Here is a 19,480-nt window from a genome sequence, read left to right as displayed (position 1 = left end):
TAGAATTTATCAAAAAATGCCACTTGAATAGCTTTACAGTCAGTTAAATGAGATAAATTCGGTACAATAATCATAACACAAGACCAGCAACAATACATCAATTGGAAGGCCTGTGATACTTGCCGTTATAGCATTGAATCAATAACCGTGTTACATATGCCCAGAAAGCGTTATTAATATAGATGCCCTTGACATAGCAGTTAACGTAGTTTTTCCATCGCAAATGTCAAATCTCTTATTGCTTGTTTTTGCAAATTACTTAAAGCAGTAGTATCAATCCACTGACGCAACAGATCATACCCCCAACTCCTACTCACTTTTCCTTCGACCATTGACGGATTAAAATTGGGTTTCTTATTTCCGGTAATGTCTATCACGGAATTTAAATAAAGGTATATTGGAATCAGATCTTTGGTTTTCATGTCGGCACCAATACTTAGGGCATATGTTGCCGCTTTCTCATGCTGGTTGGATATGATATAAATTTCCAGAATACAGAGCTGAAACAACTGTCTGTTTACTGAGCCTTCCTTTTCATTGACAATACGTTCAAAATAGTAGTCTATGCTCTTTTGAAATGCTTCCAGCGCTTTCTCATCCGCATTCATCTTCTGATACAACGCTCCAACATCGGTCCAGCTTTCAGGTCTAAACCGCTTGGATAAGGTAAGATAATCCTGCAAAGCCGCTATGGTATCCTGGATGGCAAGGTAACTTTGCGCTCTATTGTCGAATGCAGGGACAACAACATTCATTATACGGATCGGACCTACTGTATCACGTTGAATAGCTTGGGTCAAATCAGAAATCGCCCCTCTATAATCACCCAATCTAAACCTAGCTTCACCAAGATTTCCAAAGCTGACTCTTTTTTTAGCCAAATCGGGATTAATTTCAATAGCTTTATCCGCCAATTCGACTGTCGTCTTATAATCCTGATCATAGATAAAACATTGGTTGCTCCGGTCTGCTAAAGCATGTACCATATCATTATCATGAGGTAGATCATCCATATCCATCAGCCCTATCTGCTGGAAGTAAAGCAGCACGCCACCTCGCTTTTCCGCGTGGCTATTCTGATTTTTAGGTGATTTTGGAAGTTTATTTTGTCGGAAATTCAATTCTGCCAAAAGGGGGCTGTTGATCATGTCCCGGGGTACCTCTTGAATATTATTTGATGCCAAACGAAGCTCCTTACCTAAAAAACGATCCCATCCGCTAGATGGGAGATTAGAAATATTACAGCTCGACAGATCAACAGCGTAGTATTTCGAGGGAATTGTGAATAATGATTTAAGAATATCAAAAGATGAAAAATCGTTATTGAAAATTCGTATTATCTTAATATTTGACCAGTTTTTAAGATCACTTGGAAACTCACGCAGCGCGGTACTTGCAAGTTGCCTATCGGTCTTCGGATTATCTTTACGCAAAATTTTCCTAGTATAATCGTATACATTGTAATGTGAAGGACGGTCATTGATTGCATAAAACTCCGTTAAATTGGAAAGTTCACCTAAGGACTCAGGCAGAATAGTTATATTGTTATGGCTTATATTTAGTATTTTGAGTTGATCCATACTGCCGATAGAAATTGGCAGCTTTTTCAACTGATTGATGTCGACATAAAGCTCCCGAAGATTAGTTAACACGCCTATGTGATCTGGAAGTTTTTGCAGGAGATTGGTTGAAACGCGTAAGTTTTCAAGCTTAGAGAGCTTGGTTATACTTTCTGGTAGCGCTGTTAAAAAATTATCACTTGCATCAAAACTCTTTAAACTGGATAAGGCCCCGATATCTTCCGGCAACGATACCAAATTGCAAAACGATAAATTTAATGTTTTGAGCTTTTTCAATCCCCCTAGCGGTGGTAACGTATCTAACGGATTAGCTTGTAAATTCAACTGCTGCAATTGATGAAAGTTGCCAATAGCTGCAGGAACATCATGCAATTTATTACTTTGAAGTTCTAATGTTTTAAGGCGCTTAAGCGTTCCTATTTTATTGGAAAGTCCAGTAAGCTGATTACCTGACAGGTTTAAGTCAGTTAATTCACTTAACCGGAATAGACCATAAGGTAAGGTGTCAATTGCGTTTTCAGAAAGATCAAGCACACGTAGTTTTTTCAATCGCGAAAGCTGCGCAGGAAAATAAAATACCGATTTTGTTTTTGTAATCCGCAATTCCGTCAATTCTTTAAATTGAAACAGGCCCGATGAAATCTGCTTGAGAGAACCAGATATAAATGATAGTTTCTCCAGTTTGGCACTGCTGCTAAAATTGCACATAAACTGACCTAGATCATAGATATCATTGAAATATAATTCCAAATTTTTTAGGGACTTGAATCCCCTATCAAAATACGTTACCGCATCTTTATTTTTAAAAGAGCTTAAACTTAGCGTTTCTATTCTTTTTTTATTGGGAAGTATTTCCAATATATGATCAATGCGATCACTTGGCGATGTGGAGCTGATCGCAATTTCACTTATTTGGGGCGGAAATTCAAATGGGTCCATCAAGGGTTTATATTCAAACGAGATACCCCTCAATTGACAATTATCTTTCAAACCTTTCGGGATATGCTGAGCGGGGAAAGCCTTGAAAATTAAATAATTTAACCTTGGAAGCTTATTTAGCTTAGCAATTTCCGCTGCTAAGTTTATCTTGGAGTTTCCTTCGAATGCCAGGGCCCTTAATTGTTTCTGTTTATAAAATTCATTGTCTAGATGTAATGTCCCTGCAGGCTCTAAAGTGTCTATTCGAAAACTAAATTCCTTGAAAACAACAGCCTCCAAATTGGGAAATAGAAATAACGATCGACATAGACTATCCAGTTGGCGCTGGTTTTCAAATTCTAGCCCAAGGTAACGGACCTGAGGCAAGCTATCAACAAGATCTTTTAAAAGAACAATATCCTTAGCAGTTATACGGGCAAAGGATATTCGATCACTAGGCGGGTGATTTTTGATAAAGCTTACATTACTTGGGAAGCCATCAAGAATTGCCTTATATCCAAGCAGATCCTGGGCACTTAATTGTATGCAAAAAAAACTTAATGCGATGAATAAAAACCGCATCAGACTTAATCTGGTAATCAAATTATTTCCCTTAACCATTTTGTCAACTATTATGTATCAGGTTCAAGTCCCTGCTATACCTGAAAAGAAAAGTTTCCCCCGCCACATCAAAGAAATCAATAACATGGTCATAATGGAGCGCTTAATTATCGGCGCGGGGATAATTAAGGTATTCCAGCCCGAAAGCACCAAATCCTTGAAAGAAACATAAAATTCAACCAATATTAATATCATCATTAAAAAGAGCAGAATCAAAACTTGTTTTATTAATTCAGACTTCATATATCGGCTTTTATTTCTTAAATATAAATATACTCACACTATCTAGCAAATAAAACTATATAATATTAAAAATCTATTGTAAGTTTTTTCTACCCTGATTCACGTTGGCGGCATAATTTGTCCGGGCCAAAGCCGATGGTTTGCTTCTGTCGTAACACAACAGGCCCCTGTTGTAGCTTGTGACCTATATTTTATTACCTTCGCCGATACGGATGCTAACGAGATCATAAGAAAAATCTTCTTTTTGGTCAAAACTGACCAGGTGAAATGTTTTCCCGTAAAACTAACAGAGGTCCAGCGCGGTGGCCATCCGGAACAGGTCGTCCGGGTCCATTGCCGCATCCTAATTTTATCGCCAGGCAGGTGCTCCCTGCCTATGAAATGGCTGAAATTATAGATCCGTTGTGGCAAACAACCTTTCCGTGAGATGGATCATAACATTAAATTTTCATCAACAATTTGTAAGCAATAACTGCTCCTTATAGCGCTATTTTTTTTGATTGCCATACCATTATCACTGTCCCTCTTTTAGGGCCGACTCTATCGTCAGGTTGTTATTTAGGTCGCCTCCTTTCTTTTAAGGCTAGCCATGCCCCCACCGGAGATGCGTACATAGCGATACGCCAAAAACGGGCTTACAGCAGCAGCACCTGTAAAAGCTCCATTGGATCCATGTGGTACGGGCGACCGCTTACCTAGCCCAGCTGAATATACACGTTTAGGAAGTTAATGATCTGGATAAAAAATACAACAGTCTTACATATATCAGTTTTTTCAATATAGATTTTTAACTTTGTCAAAACCGTATGATTCTAGCGCTTAATGATCTCAAATTGCGTATTGAATGTAGTGTAAGAGATTTATGGGCGGAGTAGAATTACAATCGTGAATGCTATAGTTATAAATGGGGTTTAGCTGACAGAATTTAACTTTGTTCTATGAAACGGATAATAATGGCTAGTATTTTGGCTTTGATAATCGGGTGCATCTCAACAGGTGACAAAAACGAATCTATTAATAGATACTGGAAGGAGTTGACAACTGCGCAATCTAAGCAGAAGGAATTAAAGATTCTTGAAGAATTACGTATATATCTCAGTAATGAACATATTTCTTACGAAGTATTTGGTGAGCATGGCAAAGATAGCCTCGTAAATTTAATTACCATTCGTAACAGTTATACCCCCAAAAGCATTACCATGAAATTTTATTACGAAGATAAAATCGATACAAAACATGGATGGAAACCCAAAAATCCGAATAATGCCTTCTATTTATTTAACGAGTAATTTAGCATTTTCCAAAATAATGACGAGACTAATTATCTCGGGTCACGGGACCATTGATTTTTATATAAGTTTGAACTAAATGGAACTCATACCTTATCTACTTACGCAAACAAAATTAATGGGGCTGAATGCGAAGCCATCGACAACGCTTTTACCAGGAAAACTTTTGCGAAAGGTACCATATTGACACAGCCTGAAAGTGTATTTTTTACCGCCTCCATACCTATGACAAACAGGCTTTGGAAAAAACCGATTTGCGTACCATCCCTTACAGCAAACTCGATGGGCTCTGTATTTGTATCCCTGCTTTTAAAAGCTGAAAATCGTAGCCCATAAAGGCATTTTTTCAAAAACTTTTTATTGGATTAAACAATAGACAAGGAAAGTAACATCCCAATAAGAATAATATGTCCGAAATATAAGTTTTTGAGCGTAAAAGGTTGAAAACAGGTTCCCCCATAGATGGAGAACATATGAATAATATTAAACAGTATATGTTGACACAACATAATTTAATTTATGTATTTTGCATGGTAAATTTTAAGATTGCAAAATGGAACAGTTATTAACAGCTGGTGCTGAAGCACTAAGGAAGGCTGCATTAAATGAAGATGCCAAAGCTTATGTTTTGAATAACGAAGCACTCTATAAGCTGATGAAGAAAGCCGCAGATCGCTATATCGGAGGAGAAAACCTTACTGAAACGCTAAAAAAGGCACAGAATTCAAATGATGAAGGTTTTAAATGTTCCATCGAGTACATGGGGGAAAGCACGCGGTCCGTTCAGGAAGCGACTAAAGCGACAGATGAGTTTTTAAATATTTGTAACGCAATAAATCAAAAAAAACTCAATTCAACGATTTCACTCGACCTCTCGCACATTGGACTGGAAATCTCTGAAAACCTCTGTTATGAAAACCTTTCCAAAATATGCGAAATAGCGAATGACAAGGAAGTGATCATCAGTGCTGAGGGCACTGAAAGAACTGACCGGATATTAAAACTCTACCAGAAGGGCTCTAAAGAATTCTCAAATCTTTCCATTACGCTGCAGGCTTACCTCCATCGTACCGCAGATGATTTTGAGGCCATGTGCAAGGAAAGGGGCCGTATCCGGATCGTCAAAGGAGCTTTTGAAACAGCCAAAAGTTTATCCCTGCCAAGAGGAGAGGAACTCAATGAACGGTATCTCTATTATGTCGAACAGTTGTTTTCAAGAGGCCACCTATGTTCCATTGCAACGCATCATCACGAAATTCAGATGGAAGTAAAAAAACTTATAGACCGACTAAGTCCTAAAAAGGAATTGTATGAATTTGAAAGTTTATTTGGTATCCAAACAGAACAGCTGGCCCAATTGAGAAATGAGGGTTATCCCACAAAACTGTATTTCGTGTATGGTCAGGAATGGTATCTGTACCTCTGCAACAGATTGGCCGAATATCCGTTAAATTTATTCAGAGCATTACAGGATATTGTGGAAGCAAATTAACGGTTGACGATAATACCAATCAATAAATACTATTGTTTTTGTCGACTCTCCACGAATAATAGCTCGCTTTATTATGGAGAAGGCGGACATAAGTAGAGGCAACAATCTTGCCCAGAAAAATGAGATAATAATAAGAAAACAGTAAATAATAATCTAAATCTATAAAACTAATATTACACATGGTCAGAAGTATGAATCCGGGACATTGGATATTAATCCTATTTATTTTTATCAGTAGTCAATCCAGCTGTTTTGCCCACGCAGCAACTACTTATTTTCAATTGAAAGTTTATCACTTCCAGACCACAGACCAGGAAGAGGTGATCGATCGTTTTCTTGAAAAAGCCTATCTGCCGGCGATGCACAAATTAGGCTTTAAAGAGATTGGTGTTTTCAAACCGATTGACAATAAGGACAAAGCAGATAAATTGGTTTACGTATTCAGTTCATCGCCAAATCTTGAAAAATATGCAAGTCTTGATGTAGATATCTTAAAAGATAAACGGTATTTAGAGTCGGGAAAGGAGTACTTGGATGCCGCACATAGCCACCCGCCATATTCTAGGATCGAAACGATTTTAATGAAAGCCTTTGTTGGGATGCCATTGCTTTCCCTTCCAAAATTAAGCACCGATAAAAGTGAACGTATTTACGAATTGAGGAGCTATGAAGGTCCAACGGAAAAGTTAGCTGCAAATAAAATTTCCATGTTTAATAATGGTGAGATCGATATTTTCAAAAAACTAAATTTTAATGCCGTTTTTTATGGTCAGGTTATTGCAGGGAGTACCATGCCTAATTTAATTTATCTGACGACTTTCGAAAACATGACAGAGCGTGAAGCACATTGGAAAGCTTTTGGACCTTTGTATAAACCAATGGCTGAGCTTCCACAATACCAGAATAACGTTTCTAAAAACGTAACTATCCTTTGTAGGCCAACAGATTATTCAGATATATAACGAAACGAAGGAACTGTCCTTTGAAAAATTGGCCAGTTCTTTTGAATCCGTGTTAAGTATAAATAGTGACTTAGGCATAGACAAAAGAAAACTAACAAGTGAAGCGAAACTCAGCTGACTCACTATATCCTGGTAAAGTAGCTTTACATTTTTTATGCATTGTCTTCTTTTAACTGTAGGTGTTTCAAAAACTGGTCGATCATGTCTACACAGTGATTTACCCACGGGTGAAAAAGCCAAAAGGGATGTACTTCCACATCAATACAATGCACTTCATGGGGTGTTCCCCAGCGCTTCAGCATGCCGACAAGTTCATCCTGCCCTGCATGAAACCTCGGAAATCCGCTATTGATAAAAAGCATGGGGACCGGCTGATCCTCTCTGGCCCAGAATATGGGGGATGCTTCCTTCCAGACAAGCGGTTTTTCGGCGAAAGTTCCACCCAACCAAAAGGCATCCGGGGAGTCGGCCTTTCGTTCCATATTGAGCGAAAGGGGTGCCAAGAAATCTACCACACCATCCATATTCACAATTGCCTGTACATGCGTACTCGCTTTAGATTCGACTTGAGGATCAAAACGGCCCACTCCTCCTGTCAATCCAACCAAACTTGCCAATTGTCCCCCTGCTGAACTCCCTGCCACAACGATTCTGCTGCTGTCAATGCCATATCGTCCAGCATGCTCTTTGACCCATATAATCGCCGATTTGATGTTGAGTATCGCTTGTGGGTACTTCGCTTCCAAAGACAATTGATGCTCCACTGGAATACAAACATACCCCTTTCTGGCCAACAGTTGAGCTATGGGCATATCCATTTCTTTGTGGCCCGAACGCCAGCCACCACCATGGATCCACAGCACTGCGGCACGCGTTAGCTTATCACTGGGTCGAATAATATCCAGGTGTAGATCACGTGACCCAAAATCTGTGTGGGGTAGATGCGTATACACTACATTGCGGATTACCCTGAGCTCCGCTCCTGTGCTGTCCACCGCAGGTCTCGCTTGTGGGTAGTTTTTCTTAATCTGCCGCCATACACGCATGGTATTATACGTTGTATCCCGTGGAATAGCCTTATGTTGTGCCCACACCGTGCCACCGTAAAAAAGAAGTATAAAAATATAACTAAGCCGCAGGTAATGAAACCTTTTATTTTTCCATTTCATTAAGCATCAATTTAACGTTCCAATCGCCCATAACTTTATCAAGACTATACATACTGCGTTTATTAGTAGACAGCTGATGGGACCAGGTCACCCGCCCGGAAAGATCCGCCGCACCTGCTCCTTTTGACCCCAGTTCAGCATAGAACACGGTTTTATCCTTATCAGGAAACATCTTGTCGCCCTTCCATTCATTCCAGCCCTCAGGCACAATATGTCCTCCCAAAAGGCAATCTAAAAGTACCGTCTTAGCATAAGGTCGCCATGGTCGCCCCAAAAACACCTTATTGACGGATTCGTCCGCGGCCACAAAATCACAACGATCAAATACATAACCATAAGGTTGTCCCTGCGCTGTGGAAGCTGCGGTGATATACGAATTTCGCAATGAGATCAGCTTGCATGCCGCAAAAAAAGCGGTCCCGGGACCAAAAATAAAATCTGTTGTCCCGCTAATGTAACAATTGGAAAAATAACTCCTGCCACTGCTCTTTCCAAGGTACAAAGTATCCTGAAAGCCCATTAGATGACAGTTCACTAGGGCGATCTGATCACCTTCCAAGTGCAAGGCCACAGCCTGGCCTACAGGTCCGGCAGCATTTTCGATGGTCAAATCCTTAATGAGTACCCTACTGGCACGTACCAGCAGGGTATAACTGCTGAACGTTCCGAGCTTCGTTTGCCCTGTCTCATCTGGACAGCTGGCTAACTTACCAGCATAATCATCAAAGACAATCTTCGTACTGACAGCATCCTCACCCACCAACTGAATATTTTCCAGGTAAGCGGGAATGACCACTTTCTCATGGTACGTCCCCTTACGTATCCAAATCCGGACAGCATAATGCCCACGGAAAGCTCGCACGGCATTCACTGCAGCCTGTATACTTGTAAAGTCTCCTTTCCCTTGTTGGTCTACAGTAATCACTTCCAGACTGGCTGCCCGTAATCCCGAACCCAACAACAGCAGGCTGACAAGTAGGTAGGCTGCCAAGACTTTTATCATATCTATTTTTTTCATAATCAATAAATAATTATATTGTTTAACTCGTTTAGTTATATAAAAACTTGGTTCATAAATCAACGTATTGCAGTAATTTCATGGCTTTTTAAACGTAACGGCATGGCCCAAACTGTTTTATTTCTCTATTCGAAACCAATCCACTTCTGCATAGCCACTATCATTGATATGCTTTTCGCGACTGGCATAAAGTCCTAATGTAGCGCCGATCCATTTACCCGGTTTTGCCCGGAAGCCATTTTCCACGACTGTATATTTGTTACCATCCAAGCTATAAGCCCAACTGCAGGTCTTTCCATTTTTGACTTGTACACGAAGGTAGATAAAGTCTTCTGGTAGCATAGCTATGAGCCTGACCTGCTCTTTGGTCCCAGAATAGGCCCCTGTACAGCTGCCATAATAAAGTTGGAAACTGCCCTTTTCCTTACAGATGAATAATTGGCTATAATCTTCACCCACCACCGCAAAACCGGCTTTTTCGCCAAGATCCTTTTCATTGGGGCGTAGTCGTATTTTTACTATCGCGGTGAAATCATCGCCCGGAAATTTCTGCGTGAGTATATTAGGGGCTGCCATCAGATTCTTACTTCCTTCAGGGAGCTGTTGGCTATAAAGCCGAAGCTTTCCGTCTTGGGAGGGCATAAGCCAAGTACCGTCTGGATTGGCCTGCCATTGCCACTGTAATCCCAAGTGTGGTGTATCAAACTCATCCGACTCCTGTGGGTTGGTCCGGAGATGTACCGAAGTTCCCACATTCGGTTTTTTATAACTCATCACGGGTGTCCCTATTCCATCCCCATCTTTGTCCTCTCCGATGACAGGCCAGTCGGCGTTCCAAACCATAGGTTGTAAATGGACGACACGTCCCATGGCTTCCTTATCCTGAAAGTGGAAGAACCAATCCTCACCAGTAGGTGTATCTACCCAGGCCCCCTGATGGGGTCCATTGACGGTAGATTTATTCTGGGCCATGGCGACCTTGCGTTCATATGGGCCATAGATATTTTTCGAGCGTAGAATCAATTGCCAGCCTGTTGCGACACCACCTGCCGGAGCAAACAAATAATAATACCCATTTCGCTTATATACCTTGGGACCTTCAATCGTAGGATCCAGTTCATGCCCATCATAGACAATGATTCCCCGGTCCAGCACGCTGTTCCCCTCGGCATTCATCCTGGCTATACCAATCACGCTCTTTAGCCCCGCACGGCTGCCAGCATAGGCATAGGCCAGATATGCACGTCCATCCTCATCCCAAAAAGGACAGGGATCGATCAGGCCTTTTCCCTCGAATACCAATGTAGGTGCAGACCATGGTCCACGGATATCCTTCGTTCTGATCTGATAGATCCCAAAATCCGGATCTGGATAATAAATGTAGAACTCATCGTTGTGATACCGTATCGAAGGTGCCCATACTCCACCACCGTGCTGCACTTTGCTAAATACGGCTTCAGGGACCTGCCGCAGCAATGCATGCCCAATAATCGTCCAATTGACCATATCTTTCGAATGTAAAATCGGTAATCCCGGACTGTGGTTAAAGCTCGAGGCGGTCATATAATAATCATCACCAACACGGATCGCATCCGGATCAGAATAATCAGCATTGATGATCGGGTTTTTAAATTTTCCATTTCCCAGGTCAGGATTCCACACCTGAGAATGATAATTTTGTCCAAATGTCGATAATGATTCGCCGCAGGCGAGATAAACCACCAATGCGGAATATTTCCAGGCATTTCTCCATGTATTTGACATAAATTTTGTATTTATAAGGTTTATTTCAATTATCTTGCGCTCAATTCACATGTTTTGCCGTCTCAATCAGCTACTTCATTTTTGGCAATTTACTGCTATGGCAGCCCATGGCCATTGGTTATTTTTCCTTTTGATTTGCTAACCGTTTCAAAGGGAAGCGGGAAGAAATAGCGCGGCGGGCCCTGTGCTGTTTTGATTCCAAAGATTTTGCCAGTTCACTATTCGGATCAATATAGTCAAACAGTCCCTTTATAAACGTGTTATGCATTGTTCCTGTCACTTTGAGCGTCGTTTTTGACCAATCGTACTGACCTCGCCAGCCGGGGAACAAGACAGGGGTGCAACCGAAAGTACAAGCAACCGGTTGCATCAATATTGAAATTAGCACATTTTGCTTTAATTGTAACCAATTTTTCACGCAATCGTTCCCGAGATAAAATTCTGGCAAGTGTATTCCTTGACAAAATTGATTCTCCATCACATTGTCCATCAATGATTTTCTTCATGAATTTTATGAAACATCGCAAGGTTAATGCCTCATTATCTGAAGACATCTGAAAATAACCTTATTCAATTTATCCATAAATCAGTGGCGAAAAGATGCCGATAGGTCTGTTTGCCCGGAAGGGCGTCCGACCAAAAGAAAAGATTTACTTTTTGCTTAAGTAATGTATGGGCGCTCATTAATGAGATGACCAATCGATGGTTGAAATGAAATAACGACTTGTGCCACTTTAAAAGCTTATGCATTTAAAACTTTTATTATTTTTTGGGAAAATGTCATCCTGTGTAAATTTAACAAACAATATTCATTTGATATATGTCCCTTATTAAAAGAATTATGGTAAAATCAAAGCAAAATAACCAACAAATGCCGAACGAACATTTGCACGAATTGTTTTTGGACGAGTTAAAAGATATCCTGGGGGCTGAAAGACAACTCCTGAAAGGATTAAAAAAAATGAGCAAAGCTACTGAAAATAGCCAACTGAAAAAGGCATTCGATAAGCACCACAATCAGACTGAAGGGCAAATCGAGCGGCTTAAGGAAGTATTTGGCTCCTTGGGAATTACTGCCAGAGGTAAAACATGTAAAGCCATGGAAGGACTTCTAAAAGAAGCTGACGAGATTATTGAAAATTTTGAAGGAGATCCAGCCTTAGATGCTGCGCTAATTTCTGCAGCGCAAAAAGTCGAACATTATGAAATTGCCAGCTATGGCTGTTTGACCACTTTTGCAAAGCTGATGGAGCATACCGAAGCAGAACAATTGCTACGACAAACACTTGATGAGGAAAAGCAAACAGATACTTTGCTTACTGAAATAGCTATCTCAGCGGTCAATGAATCAGTGTAATAAAAAAAAATACTAATGCCCGGAAATCCGGGCATTAGTATTTTTTTTTGGATACTCAGGAGGCCGACACTTTTCAAGGCGTCTTTGTCCTGACAAAAATAGTATAGTCTTAAAATTTTCATTAAATCAAAAATTATGAAACGATCTGAGGCTATATACTGTTATTCAGTAAATAGCTATCATAATAAGCATATATGAGAGATTTAGTGTACTCAATCACTGTGCTTTTTTGTATTGATCAGAGTAATTAGCTGTTTGGGTGGATTTGTTACGTGCGAGATAATTCATATTCTTTTAGCCGCTGCCACGATAACTACTCTTTTACGTGCCGTAAAAGTAATAGTTTAAGCTTTATCATCCTATCGTTAAGGCTAGGATATTGTGCTTCTCGAACAAATAAAAAGACTACAAAAAAGGACAGTCCAGAAGACGGAAAAAGCAACAGAACAAAAAATATACTGACTTGGGAGAGATTAATTCTAGCAAAAAAATTTTGGAAACGATGTGTAACCATACCCAAATGAGGTACGGAATGATACGCAAAAAAGAGGGCAATAAATGGAACAATTGGTGTGTTTATGATTATCAGTCTCAACAGTTCATCGCTCAAAATAGTGATATTTATGTAAAAATTTATCGGGAAATAAGAAGAGGTGTTGCACCAATTTTCATCGACAATACCGACCAATGCGCAGAACAGCATTGGAGCAAACTTCTTCAAAAATTTGGATTAAAGAGCTATATTTCCTATCCTTTACTTAACAAAAACAACACTATTGTCGGCCACTTAAGTTTTATGAACGATGAGCCGGTTGATTTTGACCGAATTAAACTTGAAACGATGTTCCCCTTTTGCGGTGATATGATTGTCCTTGACTTCAGCTCAACAACTGAATGGCGCCACCTTAAAAGTACCCTTGAACAGGAACGCAACTACTCCAAAAACAGAGACCTTATTTTATCTTCTCTAGGTCATGACTTGCACAATCCGGTCAGTATAATAAAACTATTATCTCAATATTTGGGCGAGAACCTTGAAAATGAAACACAAAAAAGTCTGGCAAAAAAAATAGAGGATGCGTCCATCCGAATGAAGGGGGTAATAGATGATATTTTGGATTTTAGCAATACTCGTTTCGGGCGTGATATTGAACGATATACTGAGCTTGTGAATATAGAACCTTTAATAAAACAAGTATTGGGAGAATTTGAAGTAGTGCATAAGAGCACCGTCATAACAAATATGCAACTCCCCCTCCATGTGCAGGGTAATAAAAATAAAATAGGAAGGGCATTTGTTAATCTAATCAGTAATGCGATAAAGCATGGAGAACCTCATAAAGAAATTGAAATAAATGCTTTTATAGAAAAAGACAATTTTGTTTTCAGTGTAACAAATCATGTCGCTGCCATCCACCCATTAAATAGTCTGGATCTATTTAAGCCCTTTGTAAGAGGTTCTGATAGCAAGGGACTCGGTCTGGGATTGTATGTGACGAAAGAAATAGCGAAATTTCACCAAGGGGATATTGATATACTAACTGATGGTAAGAAGATCACATTCAAACTGCTAATTCCGATAAAGTAATATACTTTTTATTTAACCGGCTTAAACACTCGAAGCCCCCATTTAAATCCATCCCTCTTTTAATTTGGTACTGGCGCATTTTCCGCGATCAGCTTTTCATGTTTTAATTCTTCCCAAAAACCTGCGGGTATTTTGGCCTTGAAAGACAATGCATTTTGTACGGCCTGTTCGGCAGTATGTGCCCCGGGTATAACGCCTGAAACTTCGTCTGGCGCAGCAGCAAATTGCAAAGCCGCTGTACGTAGGTCCACCGCATGATTTTCTGCTACGCGCTGTAGAGCACTCAGTTTTTCCTTAACTCCAGCAGGAAACTTACCATCATACAGATAACGGTCTTTGCCTGACAGAAATCCAGCACATAAAGGTGCTCCTACGACTATGGATATATCTCTTTTAGCTACTTTCGGAAATACATTGCTGAGATTATCATGTTTAATCAATGAATATTGGCAGGCAGACAGAAAGATATCGGGGTCTGCAACGTCCAATGTCTGCAGTATAGGCTCAATGGTATTGACACCTAGCCCCCAGCCTTTGATAATCCCCTCCGCTCTCATTTTAGTAAGTTCTGGCATCGCCCCTTTTGCTGCTTCCTCGAAATAGCGCGCATAACTATCTTTCATATCGCCATTATCTGGCGAAAGATCATGGATAAAAACAATATCAATAGACGATAAGCCCAAACGCTGCAAGCTATCCTCCACACTTCTCCTGACACCGGCCGCACTGTAGTCATACGTATAGCCAAAATTTAGTTTTCCCTTCCATAATATTTGTTTCATCGTAAAGTTTTCTTTTGGTTCCATCAGGCGCCCTATTTTGGTCGAAAGTGTAAAACTGTCACGCGGTTGGTCTTTTAAAAACAGACCCATTCTACGCTCGCTTATCCCTAGACCATACCACGGAGAGGTATCAAATAATCGTATCCCTGAGTTCCATGCCGCCTCCACAGCTTGCAGACATTCAAGATCTGTGTTCTGTTGGAATCCATTACCCAATGCGACTCCACCAAATCCAGCTTTATCAGCGGGACGGAATCGCATCTTTTCTGTTAAATTTTGAGGTGTTGCCATTCTATGTTCTTTTAACGTTGTTAATAAAATATCAGGTATTGCTGCACTCAATGCGAGAGCTGTACCCACAAGGGCTGTATCTGCTAAAAATTCACTTCTTTTCATATACTCGGTCCTATAAGTCTCATTTCCTCTCGATTGTCAGTCTAGCTGAAAGTTCATCGTGTGCAGTCAGATCCAAACGTAGAGGCGTAATGGATACCAATTTATTTTGTACCGCCCAGCGATCCGTCCCTTCCTCCGCCGGCTCAAGCGGTATTACTGTTATCCAATAGTTTTTTCTTCCCATGGGATCCTGGCTAGGTACTACATTCCCATCATAAAGCCGTACCGATTGCCTTGTCCATAAAATTCCTTCTGGTTTTGGAGGAAGATTCACATTATATAGCGCAGAACCTTTATCGTTGAGTAAAATCTTGAGTACATCGCTTGTCCATTGAGATAGTCTTTCAAAATCCGGTTCCGTTTTTCCGACTGGTGTACTGAGAGCTATACCGGTAATACCTAGAAGCATGGCCTGTTTTGCGGCCGCGAGGGTACCTGAATGCCACATGGAATTACCTAAGTTGGGTCCCATATTAATGCCCGAAAGAACAACCTGCGTATCGGGAAACATGTGTAAGCCCAGCTCAACACAGTCTGCAGGTGTCCCATTCACCCGAAACGCATCAATTCCTTCAAAGGTAATAGGGGCACTCCGATAGCTTAGGAGACGAGAATGCGTAATAGCATGTCCCATCGACGACCGTTCGACATCTGGCGCAACAATCCTAACAGTACCAAACTGCCTAGCCGTCTTTGCTAGCGCTGCTATACCGGGCGAATAGATACCGTCGTCATTGGTGATAAGTATGTTCATAGTTGTGTCTTTTCTAAGAAAACCAATCTCAAGCGGGGTTTGTTCAGCTGATATGAAAGAACAGAGCAAAAAAGTGCGATTAGTACACAATCCAGCTGCTGGGAATGAAGACAATGACGACAAAGACGAACTTTGTCAGCTGATTGAAGACCTGGGACACCATTGCACGGTGGTAGCAAAAAAAGATGCAGTCAAAAAGATAGATCCGGAGACCGATCTCATTGCCTTAGCCGGCGGGGATGGAACCGTAAAAATGACTATTATGGCGCTACTGGAAAAAAAACTACGATTTAAAAGACCGATAGCCATCTTGCCCCAAGGTACGGCAAACAACATAGCCATTTCTCTTGGTATTCCGTTGGACTGTAAACAGGCCATGAGCCTGTGGAAATATTTCAAGCTTAAAAATTTCGACGTAGGGATGGTGACTGGCCTGAGAGGAAGCCTTTGCATTTTATCGAATCGATTGGTTTTGGTGTATTCCCTATACTGATGGAAAAAATGGATAAAAAAAATAGGCAAGACAATAGCGCTGATGATGAGATTAGGATCGCGCTCGAGCAACTTCGAAAACTAGCGCTGACATTTCCAGCCAAAGCGCTCAAACTAGTAACTGCTACTGGTAGCATTGAAAAAGACTGTATTATGGTTGAAGTCATGAACATTTCGAGCATAGGCCCCAGATTGGTACTCGCTGAAGATGCTGACCCGGGAGATGGTCAGTTTGATATCATAGTGGTAACTGCCGATCAGCGCCAGAAACTAGTTGCTTATATAGATGGGTTATTGAATAAAAAGAATGTGATATTTCATATAAAGCCTATCAGAGCAAGCCGCTTAACTATGGAATGGCACGGAAAAGAATTGCATATAGATGATGAGTGTAAAGTTTATACTGGACAGCAACTCAAAATTTCATTGCTCGATAGCTTAATCGAAGTTATTGTGGACGGGAATTGATATTTTTAATTAAAATAGGGATTTGACATATCGAAAGCCAGTAGCAGATCAGGAAAAACAAATAATCAAGAAATAAACTGTATTTTAACTGGAGAATTGCTATCCTACGTTATGTCCAAAAAAAAATCGAAAAGACCAGTCTATTGATAGAGAAGGTCAAAGACTGAGTAGGTTAAAGAATGATGAACTATTGCAGCTAATAAAAGAATGGTATCCAGGACATAGCGCATCACTTTGGGATCTGCACGATAATAATATGCTTCATTTTGTCTAACCGCGGACATTTACGGTAAAACAAAGCGAAAATCTTTCGTCGTATAATAGGTGTCGATTTCCGGCTACTCTCCGGTATTCGTTCAGTCTTTAATTTATGAATAAAATCTAGACACTTTTTTCAAAAACAGCCTCAATTAGTTGCCAGATTATTAGACAGGGACAGTTTTAAATTGCATAATGGAAACACGCAAAAAAATACTATAATTTTAGTGTACAGCTAACAAAAACGATTCTATAAGTTAGCTGTAATTATTGGCTAAAAAATAATTATTTGCCATTTTCTATATTTGAAGGAAATCCTAACAAAGAACGCATGGCCGAGACATAGGATCAGTTGGAGATTTCCGAGCAAAAGTATGTAGGATTGAACTCCGCATTAATTTATTTCTTTAATATCCAAATTTGATTCTTTGGATCATATTGACCAATGATATCATTCTGTTTGATTTCTTGAAGTTTATAATCCCTACAGGGATCATTCGCATCAATTTTAGCTGTATAGGTAATTTTGTCCTGCACATCGGACTTAAGTTGAATATAGAAAGTGCCATTCTCAACTTTATCCAAATTGATCGAAATAAATTTTGATTCTTTATTTATTGTAAATGATAAAGGGGTCTCCCGGTCATTAATATCTATCTTATAAATTTTGATGTCAGCTGCCGGGTAGAGTGGAGTATCAGCAAAGATAAGCTCCTTTCCGTTCGAATCTTTATAATTTATGTTACTTACCATGGGATGATATATATCGAGGCAAGCCACCAATTTCTCTTTACATGAGGTAATGAAAATAACAATAGACAGAATTAACATTGTTAGACAACTTTTCATAATTTATTTATGTGTTTAGTAGATATTTAAACGTTGCGCATTTTCAATTCGCGACATGAATAGTATTTTAACTATATAAAAAACGATTCTTACACGTTTATAAGCAATCTTTTCCCTAAAAAACGCTATTTATAAAAATTTCTTTAATTTCATTTCTAAGCATGCGATACTCTTAGCTTGGTTTTGTGTACTTTTCCATTTCCAGCTCACGTTAATAAAAATTCGAATGAAATAAAAAACAATTGATGTGTCATCAGCTACACCGAAAGAAATACAAGGTTATCTGCACTCGGCCATTGCTCCCCCGACCGATATGTTTTGCATCTGGCCGTGTTATGGATGCATGGAAAGTGCTGTTGATGTAGCCTGTCTTTTCCCGCGGCGGGGGCGATTACATCAAGTAAATATAGTATGATACAACATTAAAATCTTATCTGGATAATACAGCATAAAGCGTACATGAAGAAGCACATTAGCCCTCCATTTGAACACAAAGCAGGAACCCCAGGCAACATAAATTTCTTCTTCAACCTGGGATCACGCTTTTCCTATGGATTAGCAGGATCATAGAGACCTGGCCGTCGGATATCTTTTCAATCGATACACAGATAAAAATCAAGCAGTTCCTGTAATCTCTATTGCGGAAGGTGGTGCCGATCCATTTATGCTGTCTCGATCAAAATAGGAAAAAGCTTTTGTATTCTAAGATTCCGTCTAATATGGTATCCCTGCCTTCGCGATAGGCTCGAAATACAGCTTTATTGCTTTATCTTGTGGACACCATCTGAGTTTCTATTCTCGAAGGTATACAACAACACCAAGCAGGAAACCTCCAACTGAGAATATGGCCGCTTAAGCCATTTGATTTCCTGATATTCATTGCGTATGGCTCTTATAACAAATGTATTTTACGATTAAATTTACCGTAAAAAGCTAAAAGTGCGGATAAATTGTAACAAACGCCCTAGCCATGACCTACTAGAAAATTAAGGCTGGAATAGCCTAGAAAGACCAAGGGATAATCATTTGTTGGGGAAATATCACATTTTACGCAAAAATCACTTAATTTTTTTTCGTATATTATCTCACTATGAAAATGGTAGATATAACTAAAGAGAGGTTAAAGGATGCTCAAAATGATGGGTATACTGTATTAATTACAAAGTTCAATTCAGATCCGCTATATCCCACATGGATCTTTGACAAGATTGCCAATGAAAAAATCGAATCAAACAAAAAAATGCTCAACGAGAATTACCAGTTATGTTATTCCATCCGAGAAGCTATTAATACAATCGACAAACGGCCTTTTATCGGAAAATTACAGTTGACGAATTAAGCTTAGAAATAATTGATCCAAGATAATGAACATCTTGTTTATTGTATTTAAAACCTTATAAGGCAAAATACGGGATATCGAAATATCCAATCGGTTGATGATGATCTTATAAATCATAAAAATTAGAATTCTATAATCTTT

Annotated in this window: 17 protein-coding genes; 8 read left to right on the top strand and 9 right to left on the bottom strand. The window is 39.8% G+C overall.

The window, feature by feature from the left end:
* Window positions 1-200 precede the first annotated feature (200 nt).
* Together ABTV71_RS06845 and ABTV71_RS06840 are read right to left on the bottom strand one after the other, a co-directional pair.
* A complete protein-coding gene (locus ABTV71_RS06845) occupies window positions 201-3,119 on the bottom strand; it encodes a leucine-rich repeat domain-containing protein (protein WP_433902622.1) in 2,919 nt (972 codons plus the stop codon).
* Between the two features lie 24 nt (window positions 3,120-3,143).
* The gene (locus ABTV71_RS06840) at window positions 3,144-3,362 is read right to left on the bottom strand and encodes a hypothetical protein (protein WP_433902621.1); all 219 of its coding nucleotides are present in this window, start codon (window positions 3,360-3,362) and stop codon (window positions 3,144-3,146) included.
* 938 nt (window positions 3,363-4,300) lie between these two features.
* Between ABTV71_RS06840 and ABTV71_RS06835 the strand changes: the two genes are divergently transcribed.
* The 3 genes from ABTV71_RS06835 (at window position 4,301) to ABTV71_RS06825 (ending at window position 7,105) form a co-directional block, all read left to right on the top strand.
* Complete coding sequence (locus tag ABTV71_RS06835) at window positions 4,301-4,651, top strand: hypothetical protein (protein ID WP_433902620.1); 351 nt, start codon at window positions 4,301-4,303, stop codon at window positions 4,649-4,651.
* A 553-nt stretch (window positions 4,652-5,204) separates the two neighbouring features.
* A complete protein-coding gene (locus tag ABTV71_RS06830) occupies window positions 5,205-6,143 on the top strand; it encodes a proline dehydrogenase family protein (RefSeq protein WP_433902619.1) in 939 nt (312 codons plus the stop codon).
* A 179-nt stretch (window positions 6,144-6,322) separates the two neighbouring features.
* Window positions 6,323-7,105 (top strand): NIPSNAP family protein, encoded by a 783-nt coding sequence (locus ABTV71_RS06825; protein WP_121127323.1) that lies wholly within the window; start codon window positions 6,323-6,325, stop codon window positions 7,103-7,105.
* Window positions 7,106-7,257: 152 nt separating this feature from the next.
* Here ABTV71_RS06825 and ABTV71_RS06820 read toward each other — a convergent pair whose 3' ends face one another.
* From ABTV71_RS06820 to ABTV71_RS06805, 4 genes are all read right to left on the bottom strand, one after another.
* Window positions 7,258-8,274 carry an alpha/beta hydrolase fold domain-containing protein gene (locus ABTV71_RS06820; RefSeq protein WP_433902618.1) on the bottom strand — a complete coding sequence of 339 codons (1,017 nt, stop codon included), beginning with the start codon at window positions 8,272-8,274 and terminating at the stop codon, window positions 7,258-7,260.
* Entirely contained in the window at window positions 8,258-9,292 is a 1,035-nt protein-coding gene (locus ABTV71_RS06815; RefSeq protein WP_433902617.1) for a pectinesterase family protein, read from the bottom strand. The genes ABTV71_RS06820 and ABTV71_RS06815 overlap by 17 nt, the downstream gene beginning before the upstream one ends.
* A gap of 117 nt (window positions 9,293-9,409) precedes the next feature.
* Window positions 9,410-11,056, bottom strand: a complete 1,647-nt coding sequence (locus tag ABTV71_RS06810; protein ID WP_433902616.1) for a glycoside hydrolase family 43 protein — start codon at window positions 11,054-11,056, stop codon at window positions 9,410-9,412.
* Window positions 11,057-11,174: 118 nt separating this feature from the next.
* Complete coding sequence (locus ABTV71_RS06805) at window positions 11,175-11,534, bottom strand: hypothetical protein (RefSeq protein ID WP_220700192.1); 360 nt, start codon at window positions 11,532-11,534, stop codon at window positions 11,175-11,177.
* Window positions 11,535-11,897: 363 nt separating this feature from the next.
* On the opposite strand from ABTV71_RS06805, the gene ABTV71_RS06800 reads away from it, so the two are divergent.
* Together ABTV71_RS06800 and ABTV71_RS06795 are read left to right on the top strand one after the other, a co-directional pair.
* Window positions 11,898-12,413 (top strand): ferritin-like domain-containing protein, encoded by a 516-nt coding sequence (locus ABTV71_RS06800; protein ID WP_433902615.1) that lies wholly within the window; start codon window positions 11,898-11,900, stop codon window positions 12,411-12,413.
* Window positions 12,414-12,876: 463 nt separating this feature from the next.
* Window positions 12,877-14,001: an ATP-binding protein gene (locus tag ABTV71_RS06795; protein ID WP_433902614.1), complete on the top strand. Its 1,125-nt coding sequence runs from the start codon at window positions 12,877-12,879 to the stop codon at window positions 13,999-14,001.
* A 59-nt stretch (window positions 14,002-14,060) separates the two neighbouring features.
* On the opposite strand, the gene ABTV71_RS06790 is transcribed toward ABTV71_RS06795, so the two are convergent.
* Together ABTV71_RS06790 and surE are read right to left on the bottom strand one after the other, a co-directional pair.
* The gene (locus tag ABTV71_RS06790) at window positions 14,061-15,179 is read right to left on the bottom strand and encodes an aldo/keto reductase (RefSeq protein ID WP_433902613.1); all 1,119 of its coding nucleotides are present in this window, start codon (window positions 15,177-15,179) and stop codon (window positions 14,061-14,063) included.
* A 19-nt stretch (window positions 15,180-15,198) separates the two neighbouring features.
* Complete coding sequence (gene surE, locus ABTV71_RS06785) at window positions 15,199-15,933, bottom strand: 5'/3'-nucleotidase SurE (protein ID WP_433902612.1); 735 nt, start codon at window positions 15,931-15,933, stop codon at window positions 15,199-15,201.
* Window positions 15,934-15,985: 52 nt separating this feature from the next.
* Here surE and ABTV71_RS06780 point away from each other — a divergent pair, with 52 nt between their 5' ends.
* Together ABTV71_RS06780 and ABTV71_RS06775 are read left to right on the top strand one after the other, a co-directional pair.
* Entirely contained in the window at window positions 15,986-16,426 is a 441-nt protein-coding gene (locus ABTV71_RS06780; RefSeq protein ID WP_433902611.1) for a diacylglycerol/lipid kinase family protein, read from the top strand.
* On the top strand, window positions 16,426-16,893 hold the full coding sequence (locus tag ABTV71_RS06775) for a hypothetical protein (protein WP_433902610.1): 468 nt from the start codon (window positions 16,426-16,428) through the stop codon (window positions 16,891-16,893). The genes ABTV71_RS06780 and ABTV71_RS06775 overlap by 1 nt, the downstream gene beginning before the upstream one ends.
* A 657-nt stretch (window positions 16,894-17,550) precedes the next feature.
* Here ABTV71_RS06775 and ABTV71_RS06770 read toward each other — a convergent pair.
* Entirely contained in the window at window positions 17,551-17,904 is a 354-nt protein-coding gene (locus tag ABTV71_RS06770) for a hypothetical protein (protein ID WP_433902609.1), read from the bottom strand.
* 1,186 nt (window positions 17,905-19,090) lie between these two features.
* Between ABTV71_RS06770 and ABTV71_RS06765 the strand changes: the two genes are divergently transcribed.
* Window positions 19,091-19,339, top strand: coding sequence for a hypothetical protein (locus ABTV71_RS06765; protein ID WP_433902608.1), 249 nt, complete (start codon window positions 19,091-19,093; stop codon window positions 19,337-19,339).
* The last annotated feature ends 141 nt before the right edge of the window (window positions 19,340-19,480 follow it).

Source organism: Sphingobacterium puteale (genome assembly GCF_050986225.1).
Classification (GTDB): Bacteria; Bacteroidota; Bacteroidia; order Sphingobacteriales; family Sphingobacteriaceae; genus Sphingobacterium; species Sphingobacterium puteale.
This window is presented reverse-complemented; position numbering and strand designations above follow the sequence as displayed.

Bases quoted from the DNA above. Each gene is read 5' to 3' on its own strand.
- ABTV71_RS06830 (WP_433902619.1), top strand. From the start codon at position 5,205: ATGGAACAGTTATTAACAGCTGGTGCTGAAGCACTAAGGAAGGCTGCA.
- ABTV71_RS06775 (WP_433902610.1), top strand. From the start codon at position 16,426: ATGGAAAAAATGGATAAAAAAAATAGGCAAGACAATAGCGCTGATGAT.
- ABTV71_RS06825 (WP_121127323.1), top strand. From the start codon at position 6,323: ATGGTCAGAAGTATGAATCCGGGACATTGGATATTAATCCTATTTATT.
- ABTV71_RS06780 (WP_433902611.1), top strand. From the start codon at position 15,986: ATGAAAGAACAGAGCAAAAAAGTGCGATTAGTACACAATCCAGCTGCT.
- ABTV71_RS06805 (WP_220700192.1), bottom strand. From the start codon at position 11,534: ATGGAGAATCAATTTTGTCAAGGAATACACTTGCCAGAATTTTATCTC.
- ABTV71_RS06765 (WP_433902608.1), top strand. From the start codon at position 19,091: ATGAAAATGGTAGATATAACTAAAGAGAGGTTAAAGGATGCTCAAAAT.
- surE (WP_433902612.1), bottom strand. From the start codon at position 15,933: ATGAACATACTTATCACCAATGACGACGGTATCTATTCGCCCGGTATA.
- ABTV71_RS06820 (WP_433902618.1), bottom strand. From the start codon at position 8,274: ATGAAATGGAAAAATAAAAGGTTTCATTACCTGCGGCTTAGTTATATT.
- ABTV71_RS06845 (WP_433902622.1), bottom strand. From the start codon at position 3,119: ATGGTTAAGGGAAATAATTTGATTACCAGATTAAGTCTGATGCGGTTT.
- ABTV71_RS06810 (WP_433902616.1), bottom strand. From the start codon at position 11,056: ATGTCAAATACATGGAGAAATGCCTGGAAATATTCCGCATTGGTGGTT.
- ABTV71_RS06790 (WP_433902613.1), bottom strand. From the start codon at position 15,179: ATGAAAAGAAGTGAATTTTTAGCAGATACAGCCCTTGTGGGTACAGCT.
- ABTV71_RS06770 (WP_433902609.1), bottom strand. From the start codon at position 17,904: ATGGTAAGTAACATAAATTATAAAGATTCGAACGGAAAGGAGCTTATC.
- ABTV71_RS06840 (WP_433902621.1), bottom strand. From the start codon at position 3,362: ATGAAGTCTGAATTAATAAAACAAGTTTTGATTCTGCTCTTTTTAATG.
- ABTV71_RS06800 (WP_433902615.1), top strand. From the start codon at position 11,898: ATGGTAAAATCAAAGCAAAATAACCAACAAATGCCGAACGAACATTTG.
- ABTV71_RS06815 (WP_433902617.1), bottom strand. From the start codon at position 9,292: ATGAAAAAAATAGATATGATAAAAGTCTTGGCAGCCTACCTACTTGTC.
- ABTV71_RS06835 (WP_433902620.1), top strand. From the start codon at position 4,301: ATGAAACGGATAATAATGGCTAGTATTTTGGCTTTGATAATCGGGTGC.